Source organism: Cellulomonas sp. P5_E12 (assembly GCF_054049315.1).
Genome location: NZ_JBFUMP010000002.1, coordinates 118,524 through 134,593 on the forward strand (window position 1 = coordinate 118,524; position 16,070 = coordinate 134,593).

Annotated in this window: 15 protein-coding genes; 7 read left to right on the forward strand and 8 right to left on the reverse strand. The window is 72.6% G+C overall.

The features are described from left to right. Nucleotides 1–3 precede the first annotated feature (3 nt). Nucleotides 4–1,107, forward strand: coding sequence for a PfkB family carbohydrate kinase (locus ACXJKA_RS01940; protein ID WP_456823479.1), 1,104 nt, complete (start codon nt 4–6; stop codon nt 1,105–1,107). A 25-nt stretch (nt 1,108–1,132) separates the two neighbouring features. Here ACXJKA_RS01940 and ACXJKA_RS01945 read toward each other — a convergent pair whose 3' ends face one another. Next, nucleotides 1,133–1,318 (reverse strand): hypothetical protein, encoded by a 186-nt coding sequence (locus tag ACXJKA_RS01945; protein ID WP_456823480.1) that lies wholly within the window; start codon nt 1,316–1,318, stop codon nt 1,133–1,135. A 110-nt stretch (nt 1,319–1,428) separates the two neighbouring features. Further along, the gene (locus ACXJKA_RS01950; RefSeq protein WP_456823481.1) at nt 1,429–2,952 is read right to left on the reverse strand and encodes a UxaA family hydrolase; all 1,524 of its coding nucleotides are present in this window, start codon (nt 2,950–2,952) and stop codon (nt 1,429–1,431) included. A 115-nt stretch (nt 2,953–3,067) separates the two neighbouring features. Between ACXJKA_RS01950 and ACXJKA_RS01955 the strand changes: the two genes are divergently transcribed. Next, nucleotides 3,068–4,090 carry a LacI family DNA-binding transcriptional regulator gene (locus ACXJKA_RS01955; RefSeq protein ID WP_456823482.1) on the forward strand — a complete coding sequence of 341 codons (1,023 nt, stop codon included), beginning with the start codon at nt 3,068–3,070 and terminating at the stop codon, nt 4,088–4,090. Between the two features lies 1 nt (nt 4,091). Then, nucleotides 4,092–4,418: a hypothetical protein gene (locus ACXJKA_RS01960; RefSeq protein WP_456823483.1), complete on the forward strand. Its 327-nt coding sequence runs from the start codon at nt 4,092–4,094 to the stop codon at nt 4,416–4,418. On the opposite strand, the gene ACXJKA_RS01965 is transcribed toward ACXJKA_RS01960, so the two are convergent. From ACXJKA_RS01965 to ACXJKA_RS01980, 4 genes are all read right to left on the reverse strand, one after another. Beyond that, the gene (locus ACXJKA_RS01965; RefSeq protein WP_456823484.1) at nt 4,415–5,110 is read right to left on the reverse strand and encodes a FadR/GntR family transcriptional regulator; all 696 of its coding nucleotides are present in this window, start codon (nt 5,108–5,110) and stop codon (nt 4,415–4,417) included. The genes ACXJKA_RS01960 and ACXJKA_RS01965 overlap by 4 nt on opposite strands. A 25-nt stretch (nt 5,111–5,135) precedes the next feature. After that, on the reverse strand, nt 5,136–6,005 hold the full coding sequence (locus tag ACXJKA_RS01970) for an amidohydrolase family protein (protein ID WP_456823485.1): 870 nt from the start codon (nt 6,003–6,005) through the stop codon (nt 5,136–5,138). Between the two features lie 123 nt (nt 6,006–6,128). After that, on the reverse strand, nt 6,129–7,895 hold the full coding sequence (locus ACXJKA_RS01975; protein ID WP_456823486.1) for a gamma-glutamyltransferase family protein: 1,767 nt from the start codon (nt 7,893–7,895) through the stop codon (nt 6,129–6,131). A 29-nt stretch (nt 7,896–7,924) separates the two neighbouring features. Further along, the gene (locus ACXJKA_RS01980; RefSeq protein ID WP_456823487.1) at nt 7,925–8,386 is read right to left on the reverse strand and encodes a tRNA (cytidine(34)-2'-O)-methyltransferase; all 462 of its coding nucleotides are present in this window, start codon (nt 8,384–8,386) and stop codon (nt 7,925–7,927) included. A gap of 28 nt (nt 8,387–8,414) precedes the next feature. Here ACXJKA_RS01980 and mgrA point away from each other — a divergent pair, with 28 nt between their 5' ends. Beyond that, entirely contained in the window at nt 8,415–9,440 is a 1,026-nt protein-coding gene (gene mgrA, locus ACXJKA_RS01985) for an L-glyceraldehyde 3-phosphate reductase (RefSeq protein WP_456823488.1), read from the forward strand. Nucleotides 9,441–9,483: 43 nt separating this feature from the next. Here the strand turns inward: mgrA and ACXJKA_RS01990 are convergent, their stop codons facing one another. Further along, nucleotides 9,484–10,458: an acetylxylan esterase gene (locus tag ACXJKA_RS01990; RefSeq protein ID WP_456823489.1), complete on the reverse strand. Its 975-nt coding sequence runs from the start codon at nt 10,456–10,458 to the stop codon at nt 9,484–9,486. Then, nucleotides 10,458–11,537 carry a LacI family DNA-binding transcriptional regulator gene (locus ACXJKA_RS01995; RefSeq protein WP_456823490.1) on the reverse strand — a complete coding sequence of 360 codons (1,080 nt, stop codon included), beginning with the start codon at nt 11,535–11,537 and terminating at the stop codon, nt 10,458–10,460. The genes ACXJKA_RS01990 and ACXJKA_RS01995 overlap by 1 nt, the downstream gene beginning before the upstream one ends. 244 nt (nt 11,538–11,781) lie before the next feature. On the opposite strand from ACXJKA_RS01995, the gene ACXJKA_RS02000 reads away from it, so the two are divergent. Genes ACXJKA_RS02000 through ACXJKA_RS02010 form a run of 3 tightly spaced genes read left to right on the forward strand, consistent with a single transcriptional unit; the run spans nt 11,782 to nt 16,054 of the window. Further along, nucleotides 11,782–14,097: a beta-xylosidase/alpha-l-arabinosidase gene (locus tag ACXJKA_RS02000; RefSeq protein ID WP_456823491.1), complete on the forward strand. Its 2,316-nt coding sequence runs from the start codon at nt 11,782–11,784 to the stop codon at nt 14,095–14,097. Further along, a complete protein-coding gene (locus ACXJKA_RS02005) occupies nt 14,094–15,140 on the forward strand; it encodes an ABC transporter permease (protein WP_456823492.1) in 1,047 nt (348 codons plus the stop codon). Before ACXJKA_RS02000 ends, ACXJKA_RS02005 begins: the two co-directional genes overlap by 4 nt. Next, nucleotides 15,134–16,054 (forward strand): carbohydrate ABC transporter permease, encoded by a 921-nt coding sequence (locus ACXJKA_RS02010; RefSeq protein WP_456823493.1) that lies wholly within the window; start codon nt 15,134–15,136, stop codon nt 16,052–16,054. Before ACXJKA_RS02005 ends, ACXJKA_RS02010 begins: the two co-directional genes overlap by 7 nt. The last annotated feature ends 16 nt before the right edge of the window (nt 16,055–16,070 follow it).

Here is a 16,070-nt window from a genome sequence, read left to right on the forward strand (position 1 = left end):
CTCATGTCCGACCTGGTCATCCGCCCCGCGGCCGAGACGCGCTACGACGCCGTCTCGCTCGGCGAGGTCATGCTGCGCCTCGACCCCGGCGAGGGGCGCATCCGCACCGCCCGCTCGTTCCGCGTGTGGGAGGGCGGCGGCGAGTACAACGTGGCCCGCGGCCTGCGCCGGGCGTTCGGGCTGCGGACCGCGATCGTCACGGCGCTCGCGGACAACGAGGTCGGCCGGCTGGTCGAGGACTGCATCCTCACCGGCGGCGTCGACACGTCGTTCCTGCGCTGGGTGCCGTACGACGGGGTCGGCCGGGCGGTCCGCAACGGGCTCAACTTCACCGAGCGCGGCTTCGGGGTGCGCGGCGCGGTCGGGGTCAGCGACCGTGGGCACACGGCGGCGGCGCAGCTGGCACCGGGTGACGTCGACTGGGAGCACCTGTTCGGGGAGCTCGGTGTGCGGTGGTTCCACACGGGTGGCATCTTCGCGGCGCTCTCGGACAGCGCGGCCGAGACCGTGATCGAGGCGGTGACGGTCGCCCGCAAGCACGGCACGATCGTCAGCTACGACCTCAACTACCGCCCCAGCCTGTGGAAGGCGGTCGGCGGGCAGGCCCGCGCGCAGGAGGTGAACCGGGCGATCGCGCCGTCGATCGACGTGATGATCGGCAACGAGGAGGACTTCACGGCCTCGCTCGGCTTCGAGGTCGAGGGTGTCGACGAGAACCTGAGCTCGCTGGAGCTCGACTCCTTCGCGGCGATGATCGACCGGGTGGCCGAGGCGTACCCGAACTTCCAGGTGATCGCGACGACGCTGCGCACGGTGCACTCCGCGACGGTCAACGACTGGGGCGCCATCGCGTGGTCCAAGGGCACCGGCCTGGTCAGCGCGACGCACCGCGAGCGGCTCGAGATCCTCGACCGGGTGGGCGGCGGCGACTCGTTCGCCTCCGGCCTGGCCTACGGTCTGCTCGCGGGTGAGGACCTGCAGACGGCCGTCGAGTACGGGGCCGCGCACGGCGCGCTGGCGATGACGACGCCCGGCGACACCACGATGGTCAGCAAGGCCGAGGTGCTCAAGCTCGCCGGCGGCGGGGGAGCCCGCGTCGACCGCTGACCTCGGTCCGGCCGCCGGCCGTGGCCTACTCCGTGAACCGCCACGACCCCACGGGGGCATAGGTGGAGTCGGAGATCGTCTCGCCGGCTCCCGGCTCCATGGGGTAGTGCTTCACGTTGCCCGCCCAAAACCGCAGGATGCGGCCGAGCTCGCCGAGAACGTCGTCGGGCACCGCGCCGGCCGCCAGGTCGACCTCGAGCGTGAACCTCATCGCGCACCTCCTGAGGGGAACCACCGACCGTAACGTCGGCGGCCGCGACCCCGTCAAGGTGCGGGAGGACACCGCGACGTCACAGGGGCGTCCTGAGGTCGGACGGCAGCTCAGGTCACCGCACCCAGCTGCCAGGGCACGAACTCGTCGGACCCGAGGTCGAGCTCCTCGGACACGGTCTGCCGCCCGGACGCGACCGCGATGATCAGCTCGAACAGCTCCTCGCCGACGGAGGTCACGGTCGCGGTGCCGTCGACGATGCGCCCGGCGTTGAGGTCCATGTCCTCGGTCATCCGCAGGTAGGTCGTGGTGTTCGTGGCGACCTTGATGGACGGCGTCGGCTTGCAGCCGAGCACGGACCCACGCCCGGTGGTGAACACGACGACGGTCGCGCCGCCGGCGACGAGGCCGGTGACGGAGACGGGGTCGTAGCCGGGCGTGTCCATGAAGGTGAACCCGCGCGCGGTGACGGGCTCGGCGTACTGGTAGACCTCGACGAGCTCGGCAGTCCCGCCCTTGGCCACGGCGCCGAGCGACTTCTCCAGGATCGTGGTCAGGCCGCCGGCCTTGTTGCCGGGGGAGGGGTTGTTGTCCATGGTCCCGCCGCCGGCCGCGGTGTAGCCCTTCCACCAGTCGAGCCGGTCGAGCAGCTTCTGCCCGACGGACTCCGAGACGGCGCGGCGCAGCAGCAGGTGCTCGGCGCCGAACACCTCGGGCGTCTCGGCGAGCACGGAGGTGCCGCCGCGAGCGACCAGCAGGTCGGAGGCGTGGCCGAGCGCAGGGTTGGCCGTGATGCCGGAGTACCCGTCGGACCCGCCGCAGTTGAGCCCGAGCACCAGCTCGGAGACCGGCGCGGGGGTGCGGCGCAGGGCATCGATGGCCGGGAGCATCTTCTCGATCGCGGCGACGCCGGCGCGCACGGTGGCACGGATGCCGCCCGTCTCCTGGATGACGAGCGTGGTGACCGGCTTGTCGGCGGGCAGCGACAGCCCGTCCAGCAGCGACTGCGCGGGGATCATCTCGCACCCGAGCCCGAGCACCAGCAGGCCGGCGATGTTGGGGTGGTCGGCGTACCCGCGCAGGGTGCGCCGCGTGATCTGCGCGCCCTCGCTCGTCGGCACCAGGCCGCAGCCGGTGTCGTGGGTGAGCGCGACGACGCCGTCGACGTGCGGGTAGGCGTCGAGCACGCGGCCGCGGAACTGGTCGGCGATCAGGCGGGCGGTGGATGCCGAGCAGTTCACCGAGGTGACGATGCCGACGTAGTTGCGGGTGCCCCACCGGCCGTCGCTGCGCGCGTACCCGTCGAAGGTCCGCGGCGGTCCCGAGGGCGTCGGCAGCGTGACGCGCGCGGTGCCGAACTCGTACGCGCGCTCGTCGTCGTCCATGCCGAGGTTGTGGCTGTGCACGTGGTCCCCGACGGCGATGTCCCGGGTGGCGCGCCCGATCGACTGGCCGTACTTGTGCACCGGCGAGCCCGCGGCGACCGCGCGCACGGCGAGCTTGTGGCCCCGCGGAACGCTCTGCGCGACCACGAGGGTGTCCAGCTCGGTGCCGGACTGCAGGTCCCGGGTCGCGACGCCCACGTCGTCGTCCGGGCGCAGCATGAGCACGCAGTCGGCCAGGGCGAGCGTCATCGGCGTCCCTTCCAGGTGGAGATCTCACCCCAGGATATCGCTTTCCCGCCGATGTCACCGGCGTTGCCCATCCCGAACGTGCCGCACGACCGGGGCAAGCGCCTACCCTCCAGACATGGCCGCATCTGTGACCCTCAGCGACGTCGCGCGCGAGGCCGGCGTCTCGCTCGCCACAGCCTCCCGCGCCATCAACGGCAGCGCCAACCGCACCGTGCGTGCGGACCTGCGCGACCGGGTCCTCGCCGCAGCGGTCCGGCTGCGCTACACACCGGACGCCAACGCGCAGGCGATGGCCCGCGGCAGGACGACGTCGCTCGGGCTCGTGGTGCACGACATCGCGGACCCCTACTTCTCCTCGATCGCCGCCGGCGTCGCCCGCGCGGCCGACCGCGCAGGGCTGCAGGTGACCCTCGCGAGCACCCAGCACGACCCCAGCCGGGAGAGCGGCTTGGTCGACCTGCTCAAGCGGCAGCGGGCGCGCGCGATCGTGATCGCCGGCGGGCGCCTGGACGACGACGCGACCAACGACGAGCTGCGCGCGGCGCTCGCGGACTACCGCGCGGTCGGCGGCGCGGTCGCGCTCATCGGCCAACCGATCCTCGACGTCGACTCCGTGGTGATCGACAACGCGCAGGGCGCGGGCGACCTGGCCAAGGCGCTGCACGCCCGCGGCTACCGGCGCTTCGCGGTGCTGGCCGGACCTGAGGGGCACCTGACGGCTCGCGAGCGCAGTGAGTCGTTCCGCGGCGCGCTGGCTGAGCTGGGCGACCCGGTCCCGGAGAGCGCCGTCATCACGAGCGCCTTCACGCACGAGGGCGGCGAGGAAGCGATGCGGACCCTGCTGCGCGCCGACGACCTCCCGGAGCTGGTGTTCGCGGTCAACGACGTCATGGCCCTCGGCGCCCTGGCGGCCGCGCGCGAGGCGGGCGTGCGGGTCCCGCAGGACCTCGCCCTCGCGGGCTTCGACGACATCTCGACGCTCCGCGACGTGGTCCCGGCGCTGACCACTGTCCGCATCCCCCTGGTCGACGTGGGCATCGCCGCCACCGAGCTCGCGCTCGCGGACGGCGCCGACGAGCCCCGCCTCACGCACGTGCCCACCGAGGTGGTCCTGCGCGACTCGACGCCGGGGCGCTGACGTGACCCAGCCGATCGTCGAGATCCACGTCCCCCTGACCCCGGACCCGGACATCGCTCCCGGCGCGTACCCGTTCCCGTGGATCGACGACATCGAGGAGACGCTCGAGCTCGGTGCGGAGGACGGCACGTACGAGGTGTACGACGACGGCGAGGAGCTCGGCGACGAGTACGTCTTCTTCATCACCGGCGACGACGAGGCGGACCTGCTCCTCGTCGCGACGCAGGTCGCCAACCTTGCCGGCGTGCCGGACGGGACCTTCGCGGTCGTGACCGACGAGGACCAGCAGGACCTCGGCACGGGCCGCCGCGTCGAGCTGACGAGCTAGTCCTCCCAGGGCGCCCGCGCGCCGGTCGCCGAGTCCTCGAGGCCGAGCAGGTGCGTGGCCATCCGCAGGCGTGCGCGGTCGGGGTCCCGGGCGGCGATGGCGGCGAGGATCGCCTCGTGCTCGACGAACGCGCGGTCCTCGGCGCCCACGTCGCTCAACCCTCGCCAGAGCCGGGTGCGCGAGGTGCGGCCGGCGAGCCCCTCGACCAGGGCGGCGAGGACGGGGTTGCCGGAGGCGCGCGCGATCTCCTCGTGGAAGGCGAGGTCGGCGTCGACCAGCCGCTCGTGGTCGAGCGGTTGCTGGACCAGGGCCCGGGCGGTCTCGTCGAGCCCGGCGCGCAGGCGGGCGAGCCCGGCGTCGTCGATGTGCAGCGACGCCAGCCCGGCGGCCTCGGTCTCGAGCAGGCGCCGCACCGCATGGAAGGCCGCGGCGTCGTCCTGCAGCTCGGCGACGAACGCGACGGGTGCCAGCAGCAGCGCCGGGTCGAGCGTCGTGACGTAGGTGCCGTCGCCGTGCCGGGAGTCGAGGATGCCGAGGGTGCCGAGCGCGCGGACGCCCTCGCGCAACGAGCCGCGGGACACCCCGAGGGTCGCGGCGAGCTCCTTCTCGGCGGGGAGCCGTTCGCCTGGCTGCAGTCGCCCGTCGAGGATCATCTGCTTGACCCCGTCGACGACGTCGTCGGAACGTGACACGGGTGCGAACCTAGCGGTCCACGGGTCAGAACGTCTCGAACGGGAGCCCGTACACCCGGGTGGCGGTCCCGCCGAGGACCAGCTCGCGGTCGGCCTCCGCCAGCCCGTCGACCGTGGTGCGCAGCCCGTGCCACACGTGCGCGTACGAGTCGCCCTCGAGCAGCGCGTACGGCCAGTCGCTGCCGAGCATCAGCCGGTCGGGCCCGAACACGTCGAGCGCCCGGTCGACGGACGGCTGCAGGTGGTCGGGCCGCCAGCCCGGCCCGGCCCTGGTGGCCAGGCCAGACAGCTTGGCGACGACGTTCGGCATCTGCGCGACCACCCCAAGCATCGCGGACCACTGCGCCCAGGCGTCCCGGTCGCCCGCGCGCTGCGCCGCGATGGGCGGGCAGCCGATGTGGTCGAGGACCACGGTGAGCTTCGGGTGCTTCTCGGCCAGGGTGGCCACGTGGCCGAGGACGGTCGGGGTGTGGGCGCGCAGGTCGAACGTGAGGCGCCGCTCGGTGAGCAGGGTCAGGCCGTCGTCGACCGCGGGCCGCAGCAGCCAGTCGGGGTCGCGCTCGTCGTGCACGCGGTGACCGATGCCGACGACGGGCTCGCGACGCCACGCGTCCAGCTGGTTCGCGGCCTCGTCGGGGGCGTCGAGAGGGACCCAGGCGACCACGCCGGCCACGCGATTCGACGAGAGGGCCTGGAAGAGCATGAGCTCCGAGTCCGCCCGGTTGTCGGCGGCCTGCACGAGCACCACCCACGCGACGCCCTCGTCGGCAAGCTGGTCCTCGATGTCCGGCACGCGGAACGCGCGGTGCAGCGGCGTGTTCTGCGAGGTCATCCAGGGGTAGTGCACGGTGTCGGGATTCCACACCTGGAGGTGGGCATCCACGACGTCGGGCATGGGGCGACGCTAACAGTCGTCGTACCTCTCGACGCCGCCGGAGCCACATCCCTCATCGAACCCTCATCATCCGGTCAAGTCATCGGAGGACTCCGAGCGGAAGGCGCCATCCCGCGCCGGAGGTCACCGCCCGACCGCGTAGCCCTGCATGCCCCGCGGGTTGGCGGCCGCGGCGAGCAGGCCGTCGGACCGGACACCGGCCGCACTGATCCGCCCCAGCTCCCACGGGCCGGTGATCTCGACGGCGTGCCCGCGCGCGACCAGCCCGTCGAGCACCTCGGMGCCGAGGCGTGACTCGGCGACCAGGCCGCGCGGGGTGTGCGTGCGCGGGTAGAACGAGCCGGGCACGTGCGACGAGTGCCACGCGGGCGCGTCGATCGCGGCCTGGAGCCCCGCGCCGCCCAGGAGGTGCCGCAGGAGGAACGGCACGGTCCACTGGTCCTGCTGGTCGCCGCCGGGCGTCCCGAACGCCAACCCGGACCCGTCGTCGTCGAGCAGCATCGACGGGCTCAGGGTCGTGCGCGGCCGCTTGCCGGGCGCCAGGCTGCTGGGCAGCCCGGGCTCGAGCCAGAACATCTGCGCGCGCGTCGGCAGCGCGAACCCGAGGCCGGGCACCACCGGGCTCGACTGCAGCCAGCCGCCGGACGGCGTCGCGGACACGCGGTTGCCCCAGCGATCGACGACGTCGACGTGGCACGTGTCGCCGGGGCTGAGGCCGATCGGGGAGACCGTGGGCTCGCCGACGCCCGGCGCCGTCCCGGTGTGCTCCGTCCACAGGCTCGCGGCCACGCGCGGCACCCGGCCGTCGGGGGAGCCGGGCAGCAGACCCTCGGACGCGGTCGCGGTGACCAGCCGCGCCCGCGCCGCCGCGTACTGCGGCGACAGCAGCGTCTCGAGCGGGACGTCCGGGACGTCGCCGTACCAGGCCTCGCGGTCGGCGAACGCGAGCTTGGCCACCTCGACGACGGTGTGCACGAGCGCCTCGGTGTCGGCGCTCCGCACGATCGCGGCCACGTCGAGCGCCTCGAGCATCGCGAGCTGCTGCAGCAGCACCGGACCCTGGCCCCAGGCTCCAGCCTTGTGGATCGTCCGGCCCGCGAACCGGAGCGACGTCGTCGGCTCCTCCGTCGCCCGCCAGGCGGCCAGGTCGTCGGCACGCAGCAGGCCTGCGTGCTGTCGGCCGGAGGAGTCGTGCACCGGCACCGACGACTGGAACGCGTCGACGGCCTCCGCGACGAACCCCTCGTAGAACGCGCGGCGGGCCGCCTCGATCTGCGCCTCGCGCGTGCCGCCGCCCGATAGCAGGCGCTCGAACGTGTCGGCCAGCGCGGGATTGGTGAACCGGGTGCCCGGGGCGGGGACCTCGCCGTGCGGGAGGTAGACCGCCGCCGACGTGGGCCAGTGCTCGGTGAACATCTCGGCCACGGTGGCGATGGTCCGCGACGCGGCCCGGACCAGCGGGTAGCCGTCCCGCGCGTAGCCGATGGCCGGCGCGAGGACGTCGGCGAGGGGGAGCGTCCCGTACCGCGCGAGGAGGTCGAGCCACGCGCCGAACGCCCCGGGCACGACCGCGGCCAGGTGGCCGGTGCCGGGCACGAGGTCGAGGCCCAGGTACCGGTAGGCGTCGATGGTCGCCAGGGCCGGCGCGGGGCCCTGGCCGCAGACGACGAAGGTGTGCCCGTCGGAGGCGCGGTGCCCGAGGATCGGGGCGTCGCCCCCCGGCCCGTTCAGGTGCGGCTCGACCACGCTGAGGGTGAAGCCGGCGGCCGCCGCCGCGTCGAACGCGTTGCCGCCCGCCTCGAGCGTGCGCATCCCGACCGCCGAGGCCAGCCAGTGCGTCGAGGCGACCATGCCGAACGTGCCGAGGAGCTCGGGGCGGGTGGTGAACATCCGTCGATCCTCCCGCAGCGGTCGGGTGCCTACACCCCGTCGACGAACCCCAGCTGCCGCCAGGCCTCGTAGATACCGACCGCGGCGGCGTTGGACAGGTTCATCGACCGCCGACCGGGCAGCATGGGGATCCGCACGCGGTCGGTGATGCGCGGGTGCGCGAGCACCTCGTCCGGCAGCCCCGTGGGCTCGGGGCCGAACAGGAGGACGTCCTCGTCGGCCCACGCGACGTCGGTGTGCCGCTGCGTCGCCTGCGTGGTAAACGCGTACACGCGTCCGGGCAGCGCGGCCAGCAGGGCGTCCAGGGACGGGTGCACGACCACGTGCGCGAGGTCGTGATAGTCGAGCCCGGCCCGCCGCAGCTTCGCCTCCGACAGGTCGAAGCCGAGCGGCTCGACCAGGTGAAGGGTGGCGCCGGTGCCGGCCGCCAGCCGGATGGCGCTGCCGGTGTTGCCAGGGATGCGGGGCTCGAAGAACGCGACGTGCAGCACGGGCCGATCCTACGGATAGCGTTCTCTCATGCCGTTCTCCGCCGATGCCGCCCGCTACGACTCGATGACCTACCGCCGGACCGGCCGCAGCGGCCTGGACCTGCCGGCTCTCTCGCTCGGCCTCTGGCACAACTTCGGGGACACCACGCCGCTCGACACGCAGCGCGCGGTGCTGCGCCGGGCCTTCGACCTCGGCATCACGCACATCGACCTGGCCAACAACTACGGCCCGCCGTACGGCTCCGCCGAGGAGAACTTCGGCCGGATCCTCGCCTCCGACCTGCGGCCGTACCGAGACGAGCTCGTCATCTCCTCGAAGGCCGGCTACGACATGTGGCCGGGCCCGTACGGCGACGGCGGCTCGCGCAAGTACCTGCTCTCCTCGCTCGACCAGTCGCTCGCCCGCATCGGCGTGGACTACGTCGACATCTTCTACTCGCACCGACCGGACCCGTCCGTGCCGATCGAGGAGACGATGGGCGCGCTGCACACGGCCGTGACCAGCGGCAAGGCGCTGTACGCCGGCATCTCGAACTACTCGCCGGCGCAGACGCGCGTTGCGCAGCAGGTGCTCGCCGACCTGGGCACCCCGCTGCTCATCCACCAGCCCAGCTACTCGATGTTCAACCGGCACGTCGAGAACATCGCCGACGGCCAGAGCGAGAGCCTGCTCGACGTCGTCGGCGAGCTCGGCATCGGCACCATCGTGTTCTCCCCGCTGGCGCAGGGCCTGCTCACCGGCCGCTACCTGTCCGGCGACGTCCCCGCCGACTCCCGCGCGGCCGTGGGCCATTTCCTCAAGCCCGCCGCGATCTCGGAGACGTACCTGTCCCGCGCCCGCGCGCTGAACGAGGTCGCGGCCGGTCGCGGGCAGTCGCTCGCGCAGCTCGCGCTGTCCTGGGTGCTGCGTGACGACCGGATCACGTCGGCGCTGGTCGGCGCGAGCTCGGTCGCGCAGCTCGAGGACAACGTCGCCGCGCTCAAGGCCCCGGCCCTGACCGCGGACGAGATCGCCGCGATCGAGCCCCACGCGATCGACGGCACGGGCCGCTAGCCGTCCCGTCGGGCGGCGACAGCCCGCCCCGACGGCGCGTCGACTACGCGCGTCCCATGCGTGATGCCAGCCAGCGGAGCTGGCGGGCCGTGTGGAACGCCTCGCCGCCCTCGTGGTGGTTGTGGGGGTAGACCGCGATCTCGCGCTCGGCCGCCCAGTGGTTGTGCGCCGCAAAGACGGTGGACGGCGGGCAGATGCTGTCCCGCAGGCCGGTGGCGAACAGGGCCGGGGCGGTCGCGCGGCGGGCGAAGTGCACGCCGTCCATGTACGACAGCGTGCGCAGCACCTGCACCTGGGCATCGCGGTGCACGGCGAGGTAGCGGACGATCTCGCCGTACGGGTCGTCGTCGGTGAGGGCGAGCGCGCGGCGGACGTCGGTGAGGAACGGCGCGCTGACCAGCACCGCGGACAGGTCCGGCACCAACCCCGCCACGGCCAGGGCGATGCCGCCGCCCTGGCTGTTGCCGACGACGGCGACCCGTGAGGGTGCGACCCCCGGCAGCGCGCGCACCGCGTCGACGGCCCGGACGGCGTCGGTGAAGGCGCGTCGGTAGTAGTACGTGCCGGGGTCGAGGATCCCGCGCGTGACGAAGCCGGGGGCGGCCGGTCCGGAGCCGACGGGGTCGGGGGTGTCGCCGCCCGAGCCGTACTGGCTGCCCTGGCCGCGGGTGTCCATGAGCAGGTGCGCGTAGCCGGCGTTCGCCCAGGTCAGCCGCTCCTGGGGGAACCCGCGGCCGCGGCCGTACCCGAGGTACTCGACCACGGCGGGGAGCGGACCGGCGACCCCGGCGGGCCGGGTGTACCAGGCGCGCACGGGCTGCCCGTCGAACCCGGCGAACGTCACGTCCCGGGTCTCGACGAGCGCGAGCCCGGTGGCCACCGGCACCACGTCGACCAGCACGTCGTGCCGCCGTGCGTCGACCAGGGTGGAGGTCCAGAAGGCGTCGAAGTCCGCGGGTTCGGGGACGTCGGGCAGGTAACGCTCGAGCTGGGCGAGCGGCATGTCGAACTGGGCCATCAGACGAGCGGTCCCAGCGACGACGGCGGTGCGGTGCTCTCGCGGATCACCAGCTCGGTCCCCAGCTCGATGCGCGGGTTGGCCGGCACCTCGCCGCGGGCGAGCGCGAGCACCATGCGGGTCGCGGTGGCGGCCATCTCCTGCAGCGGCTGGTGGATGGTGGTGAGCGGCGGGCCGATCCACTCGGTGACGGGCAGGTCGTCGTAGCCCACGATCGAGAGGTCCTGGGGGATCCGCAGGTTCAGCTCGCGGGCCGCGCGCATCACGCCGAGCGCCTGGAAGTCGGAGCCCGCGAAGATCGCGGTCGGGCGGTCGGGCCGGTCGAGCAGGTCCAAGCCGTGGGTGTACCCGCCGCCGACGAAGAAGTCGCCGTACCGGACCATCGACGGGTCGACCGCGATGCCGGCCTGGTCGAGCGCCGTGCGGTAGCCGTCGATGCGCGCGCGGCTGCACAGCACGTCGACCGGGCCGGAGATGACGGCGATCCTCTGGTGCCCGAGCCCGAGCAGGTGCCGGGTCGCGGCCAGGCCGCCGGCCCAGTTGGCGGACCCCACGGTGGGCACGCCCGCGGGTTGCTCGCCCGCGGTGTCGACGACGACGAACGGGATCGAGCGGGTCTGCAGCTGTCGGCGCTGCGCCGGGTCGAGGTCGGAGAGCACGAGGATCACGCCGCGCGGCCGACGGGCCAGCACGTCGTCGAGCCACTCCTGCCGCGGCCGGTGCGCGCCACCCAGCTCGGACAGCACCACGCCCATGCGCTCGGGCCCGGCGACGGACTCGACGCCCTTGATGATCTGCACCGCCCAGCCCGCGTCGAGCTCGTGGAAGACGAGGTCGAGCAGCCCGGGGCCGGTCTGGCTGCGCGCGCGGCGCCGACGGTACTGGTGCCGGTCGATGGCCTCCTCGACACGGGCCCGGGTCACCGCAGCGACGTCGGTCCGGCCGTTGAGCACCTTGGACACGGTCGGGATCGAGACGCCGGCCTCGGCGGCGATGAGGGCGATCGTCGCGGTGGGGACCTCCGGGGTGGCGATGGCCCCCTGCCCGTCCGGGGGCGTGCTGGCGCTGGTGGTGGTCATCGGTGGTCCATCTGCTCGTCGCAACTATCGGGCCGAACGTAGCACCGTCCTCCCGGGCCGCCCACCGTCAAGGGCGGAACTCACCCACCGATCGCCGTCGGCAGGATGAGAAACGTTTGCCAAAGTTCCCGTCCGGATTGCCATGTGCACGGTTCGCGCCTAACGTCCCGTTCGGCAGATATCGACACCGAGGTCGATACTTTCGACTTCTCACAGGGCCGTGAGATGGAGGTGGACAGGTCGGATGACCACACAGTCAGGTTCCGATACCAGGGCAGCACGGGTGGACGACCTCGTCGACCGCATGACGCTGGACGAGAAGCTGTCGCAGCTGGTGGGCCTCTGGGTCGGTGCCGACGCGACGGGTGCCGGCGTGGCCCCGCACCAGTCCGAGATGACCGCCGACGGCCTCGGCTGGGCGGACGTCATCCGCGACGGGCTCGGCCAGCTCACCCGCCCCTACGGCTCCGCGCCGGTGGACCCGGCCGCGGGCGCGCGCAGCCTTGCCGCGTCGCAGGCCGAGATCGTGGCCGCCAACCGGTTCGGCATCCCGGCGGTCGTGCACGAGGAGTGCCTCGCCGGGTTCGCCGCCTGGGGCGCCACGGTGTACCCGGTACCCCTCGCGTGGGGAGCGAGCTTCGACCCCGAGCTCGTCGAGGCGATGGCGGACCGGATCGGCACCTCGATGCGCGCGGCCGGCGTCCACCAGGGGCTGGCTCCGGTGCTCGACGTCACGCGCGACTACCGCTGGGGCCGCACCGAGGAGACCATCGGCGAGGACCCGTACCTCGTCGGTACGGTGGGCACGGCCTACGTCCGGGGCCTCGAGGGTGCCGGCGTCGTCGCGACCCTCAAGCACTTCGCCGGGTACTCCGCCGGGCGCTCCGGCCGCAACCTCGCCCCCGTGTCCATCGGCCGGCGCGAGCTCGCCGACGTGATCCTCCCGCCGTTCGAGATGGCCCTGCGCGAGGGCGGCGCCCGGTCCGTGATGCACGCGTACACCGAGCTCGACGGCGTCCCGTCGGCGGCGGACACCGAGCTCCTGACCACCGTGCTGCGCGACCGGTGGGGCTTCACCGGCACGGTCGTCGCGGACTACTTCGGGATCCGGTTCCTGCAGTCGCTGCACGGCATCGCGGGCAGCGAGCAGGAGGCGGCCGCGCTGGCCCTCGCCGCCGGTGTCGACGTCGAGCTGCCGAGCGTGCACTGCTTCGGCGAGCCGCTGCGGTCCGCGGTCCACGACGGCGCCGTCGACGAGGCCCTCGTCGACCGGGCCGTCCGACGGGTCCTCACGCAGAAGGCCGAGCTCGGGCTCCTCGACGAGGGCTGGACGCCGTGGACCGACGCCGTCCCCCACCCCGCGCTCGACGACGCCGACAGCCAGGACCTGGCCCTCCGCCTGGCGCGGGAGTCGATCGTGCTGCTCGCCGACGAGGGCGGGGTGCTCCCGCTCCGGCCCGGCGCGCGGGTCGCGCTCGTCGGCCCCCTCGCGGACGACCCGATGGCGATGCTCGGCTGCTACTCGTTCCCCGCGCACGTCGGCGTGCACCACCCCGACCACGGGCTCGGCATCGAGATCCCGACGGTCCTCGACGCGCTGCGCGACGCCGTCGGACCCGTGGCCTACGCCCGGGGCTGCGACGTGACCGACCCGAGCCGCGACGGCTTCGACGCGGCCGTGGACACGGCACGCGCCGCGGACGTGGTCGTCGTCGCGGTCGGCGACCGGGCCGGGCTGTTCGGCCGCGGCACCTCCGGCGAGGGCTGCGACGCCACCGACCTGCGGCTGCCCGGGGTACAGGAGGACCTGGTGCGCGCCGTCGAGGCGACCGGGACGCCCGTCGTCCTGCTGCTGCTCACCGGCCGCCCCTACGCGATCGGGCCGCTGGCGCAGGACGCCGCGGCCGTCGTGCAGGCGTTCTTCCCCGGCCAGCTGGGCGGGCGGGCGATCGCCGACGTGCTGACCGGCGCCGTGAACCCGTCGGGCCGGCTGCCGGTGAGCATCCCCGCGGACCCCGGGGGCCAGCCGGGCACCTACCTGTCCGCGCCGCTCGGCAGGCGCACCGACGTCTCGTCGGTCGATCCCACGGCCGTGTTCCCGTTCGGGCACGGGCTGTCGTACACGAGCTTCTCGTGGTCGGCACGCGCCACCGGCGACGACTGGGCCACCGACGGCGACGCGACCGTCGAGGTCCTGGTCACCAACACCGGCGACCGCGCCGGCGCCGACGTCGTGCAGCTGTACCTGCACGACCCGGTCGCCCAGGTGACCAGGCCGGTGGTGCGCCTGGTCGGCTACGCGCGGGTCGACCTCGAACCCGGCGAGTCCGCGCTGGTGTCGTTCGTCGTGCCCGCCGACGTCACCTCGTTCACCGGGCTGTCGGGCGCGCGGGTGGTCGAGCCCGGGGACGTGGAGCTGCGGGTGGCACGGTCGAGCGCCGACGACGGCGAGCGGCTGGCCCTGCGGCTCACCGGCGAGCTCCGCGAGGTCGACCACACCCGCCGGCTGACCACCGCCGCGTCGGTGACGCCGCTGAACGTGGAGGTGAGCACCTCATGACCCTGCAGGAACCGATCGTCGCCCCCGCCGCGGACCCTGTCTCGCCCTTGGCGCCGGCGCTGCCGGCCACGCCGAAGAAGAGGAAGCGGTCGCGCCGGGAGTCGTGGACCACCCACGACGGGCAGGTCATCCACGCCCCGCACCAGACCTGGCGCACGGCGCTGCGCAAGGACTGGCGGCTCTACTCGTTCCTCGTCCTGCCGCTGATCTTCCTGGCCGTCTTCCGGTACTGGCCGATCCTCGGCAACGTCGTCGCGTTCCGCCGGTTCCGGCCGGGCGGCAGCATGTTCGGCGACGAGTGGGTGGGCCTCTACTACGTCAAGATGTTCATCAACGACCAGCAGTTCTGGCACGCGTTCACCAACACGGTGATCATCGGGATCCTCACGCTGCTGATCGTCTTCCCGCTGCCGATCCTGCTCGCCCTGCTGCTCAACGAGGTGCGCTCGCGGCACTTCAAGCGCAGCATCCAGACGATCTCCTACCTGCCGCACTTCATGTCGGTGGTCATCGTCGCGGGCGTGGTGTTCCAGCTCACCGCCGTCAACGGCACGGTGAACCAGATCATCACGGCGCTCGGCGGCCAGGCGATCACGTTCATGCAGGACCCGGGCTGGTTCCGCCCGATCTACCTGTCCTCGGAGGTCTGGCAGACCGTTGGCTGGGGCACGATCCTGTACCTCGCGGCGCTGACGACCATCGACGAGCAGCTGTACGAGGCGGCCCGGATCGACGGCGCCAACCGGTGGAAGCAGACCTGGCACATCACCCTGCCCGGCATCCGCCCGACCATGGTCGTGCTGCTCATCCTCAACATCGGCACGTTCATGGCGGTCGGCTTCGAGAAGATCCTGCTGCTGTCCAACCCGCTGATCTACTCGACCGCCGACGTGATCTCGACGTACCTGTTCCGCGTGGGCATCGTCTCCAACTCCATCAGCTACGCCACCGCGATCGGGCTGTTCGAGGCGATCATCGGCGTCGCGCTGATCCTGTCGGCCAACGCGATCTCCAAGAAGACCGTGGGGGCGAGCCTGTGGTGACCACCGACATCCCCGTGACCAGCAGCACCAGCGGGACGCGGGTGCAGGACACCCGAGGCCAGCGGGCCTTCCGCCTGGTCAACGCCGTGTTCCTCATCGTCGTCGCGGCCCTGGTGCTCTACCCGTTCGTCAACATCGTGGCCCAGGCGTTCAGCTCCGAGGGCTTCATCAACTCGGGGCAGGTCAACCTGATCCCGCGCGGGTTCAACCTCACCACGTTCCAGGTGGTGCTGGGCGACTCGATGTTCTGGCGCAACTACCGCAACACCGTCGAGTACACGGTGGTCGCCACGGCGATCGCGATGGCGCTCACGACGACGTACGCCTACGCGCTGTCCAAGCAGCACCTCAAGGGCCGCAAGTTCTTCATCGGCATCGCCGTGGCCACCATGTTCTTCAACGGCGGCCTGATCCCGAACTACATCCTCATCAGCCACCTCGGGTTCCGGAACACCCTCTGGGCGATCGTGCTCCCGAACGCGATCAGCGTGTTCAACCTGCTGGTCATGAAGTCGTTCTTCGAGAACTTCCCGAGCGAGCTCGAGGAGGCCGCGTCGATCGACGGCATGAGCACCTACGGGGTGTTCTTCAAGGTCGTGCTCCCGCTGAGCAAGGCCGTCGTGGCCACGATGCTGCTCTTCTACGCGGTCTCGTTCTGGAACGGCTGGTTCGGCGCGTTCCTCTACATGGACGACCCGAACCTCTACCCGGTGACGCTCTACCTGCGCAATCTCATGGCCGGCGTCACGTCCGGGACCTCGATCCAGGCCGGGTCGACCACCGACGGGTCCCAGATCGCCGCCAACGTGCAGTCCGTGACGATGCTCCTCACGGTGCTGCCCATCATCTGCCTCTACCCGTTCATCCAGAGGTACTTCGTGTCGGGCGTGATGCTCGGCGCGGTCAAGCAGTAGTCCCCTCCCACCCAGT

Excerpts from the sequence above, each read along its gene's own strand:
- ACXJKA_RS02005 (WP_456823492.1), top strand. The coding sequence starts at position 14,094 with ATGACCCTGCAGGAACCGATCGTCGCCCCCGCCGCGGACCCTGTCTCG.
- ACXJKA_RS01995 (WP_456823490.1), bottom strand. The coding sequence starts at position 11,537 with ATGACCACCACCAGCGCCAGCACGCCCCCGGACGGGCAGGGGGCCATC.
- ACXJKA_RS01950 (WP_456823481.1), bottom strand. The coding sequence starts at position 2,952 with ATGACGCTCGCCCTGGCCGACTGCGTGCTCATGCTGCGCCCGGACGAC.
- ACXJKA_RS01955 (WP_456823482.1), top strand. The coding sequence starts at position 3,068 with ATGGCCGCATCTGTGACCCTCAGCGACGTCGCGCGCGAGGCCGGCGTC.
- mgrA (WP_456823488.1), top strand. The coding sequence starts at position 8,415 with ATGCCGTTCTCCGCCGATGCCGCCCGCTACGACTCGATGACCTACCGC.
- ACXJKA_RS01990 (WP_456823489.1), bottom strand. The coding sequence starts at position 10,458 with ATGGCCCAGTTCGACATGCCGCTCGCCCAGCTCGAGCGTTACCTGCCC.
- ACXJKA_RS01945 (WP_456823480.1), bottom strand. The coding sequence starts at position 1,318 with ATGAGGTTCACGCTCGAGGTCGACCTGGCGGCCGGCGCGGTGCCCGAC.
- ACXJKA_RS01940 (WP_456823479.1), top strand. The coding sequence starts at position 4 with ATGTCCGACCTGGTCATCCGCCCCGCGGCCGAGACGCGCTACGACGCC.
- ACXJKA_RS01970 (WP_456823485.1), bottom strand. The coding sequence starts at position 6,005 with ATGCCCGACGTCGTGGATGCCCACCTCCAGGTGTGGAATCCCGACACC.
- ACXJKA_RS02000 (WP_456823491.1), top strand. The coding sequence starts at position 11,782 with ATGACCACACAGTCAGGTTCCGATACCAGGGCAGCACGGGTGGACGAC.